This is a genomic window from Peptidiphaga sp. (assembly GCF_057238965.1).
The window spans coordinates 1-1537 of the sequence record NZ_DBHHEV010000151.1 but is presented as its reverse complement, the minus strand read 5'-3'; the positions used below and the strand labels follow the sequence as shown (position 1 = coordinate 1537).

At 72.2% G+C, this 1537-nt stretch carries 2 protein-coding genes; both read right to left on the bottom strand.

Going from position 1 to position 1537, the window contains the following annotated elements:
* Nucleotides 1-94: 94 nt before the first annotated feature.
* Nucleotides 95-595, bottom strand: a complete 501-nt coding sequence (gene moaC / locus ACO48X_RS11140; protein ID WP_485002151.1) for a cyclic pyranopterin monophosphate synthase MoaC — start codon at nucleotides 593-595, stop codon at nucleotides 95-97.
* On the bottom strand, nucleotides 588-1537 hold a 950-nt coding region (locus ACO48X_RS11135), incomplete at its 5' end, for a molybdopterin molybdotransferase MoeA (RefSeq protein WP_485002150.1). The genes ACO48X_RS11135 and moaC, both read right to left, overlap by 8 nt.

Below are 1537 nucleotides of genomic sequence, written 5' to 3'. Positions count from 1 at the left end.
GGCCGCCCCCGGACTCGTGTTCCCCGGCCTCAGACCCCGGCGGGCCTTGTTTCCTCAGCCTCAGACTCCCGCGGGTTTGGCTTTCCGGGAGGGCTCAGCCTTCCGGCCGGACCCAGCTTCCCGACCGCCCGCCGGATTTGGCGACGATCTTCGCTTCCGCCACCACGGCCGAGCGGTCGATCCCCTTGACCATATCGACGACGGCGAGCGCCGCGACCGTCACGGCAGTCAGCGCCTCCATCTCGACGCCCGTCCTGTCGGCCGTTCGCGCCGTCGCGCGAATCGCCACGCCGCCGTCGGCCAGTTCCACGTCCACTTCGCAGCCGTGGAGGCCTACGACGTGGGCGAGGGGAAGCAGCGCGGGCGTTTTCTTGGCGGCTTGGATCCCGGCGACTCTTGCCACCGCGAACACGTCTCCCTTCGGCACGGAGCCCTCTCTCAGCTGCGCCATGACGGCGTCGGAGCACTCGACGCGGGCCACGGCCGTCGCCTCGCGAACCGTCGGCTCTTTCGCCGTCACGTCCACCATGTGCGCGGTGCCGTCTGAGCGCAGATGGGCAAGGCCGCCGGGAGAGGTTTCTTTTCCGTCAGCCATTGGCGCCTCCTTCGGTTGGAATGAATCCCAGCGCGTCGCCGGGCCGCACGCGTTCGACGTCGGCCGGCACGACGCCGAGCCCGTCCGCCGAGGGAAGCGAGGCGACAAGGTGCGAGCGCGAGCCGAGTTCGTGAATGGGGAACGCGCGCCCGCCGTCCAAACGCAGGGGGATGAACTGGACTTTCCCGCGAGGCGAGGCCCATTCGGCGCCCGCAACGGCCTGCCCGACCGTCGGCTCGACGGTGCTGGAGCGCCCCGCAAGCACCCGGATCATGCCGGCGACGTACACGTGGAAGCTGACGTAGACCGACACCGGGTTGCCGGGCAGGCACGCCGCCGGCACGGACCGTCCGCCGACGCGGGCTGTCCCAGCGCCCTGAGGCCCCCCGGGCTGCTGGGCGACGTGGTGGAAGCGCATCGTGGGGCCGGAAAGGGCCTGCCGCACCGTCTCGTACGCCCCCGCGGATATGCCCCCCGCGGTGACGAGCAGATCGATCTCGGGCGCGGACGCCAGAATCGCGAGCATAGCCTCGGGGTCGTCCGCGCTGCGCCATCTGGCGACGACGTCGCCCCCCGCCTGCGCCGCGAGCCCGGCCAGAAGGACCCCGTTCGAGTCCGGGATGCGGCCATCGGCCAGTTCCCCGCCCGGGGCGACGAGTTCGCTTCCCGTGGTGAGAATTCCGATGCGCGGACGGGGCCGGACGAAGAGCGTCCCGCAGCCCGCCGACGCCGCCGCCGAGACCGCGGCGGGGGAGAGCACGACGCCCGCGGGAAGGACGGGCGCGCCCGCATCGAGGTCTTCGCCCTTGAAGCGCACATTGGCGCCCGGAGCCTGGGCCGCTCGGATCGTCACCGTCGGGGGCGCCTCGCTCACGCCGGGCGCATGATCCGTGTCTTCCACCTTGACGACGGTGTCCGCGCCGTCGGGCATCGCCGCCCCCG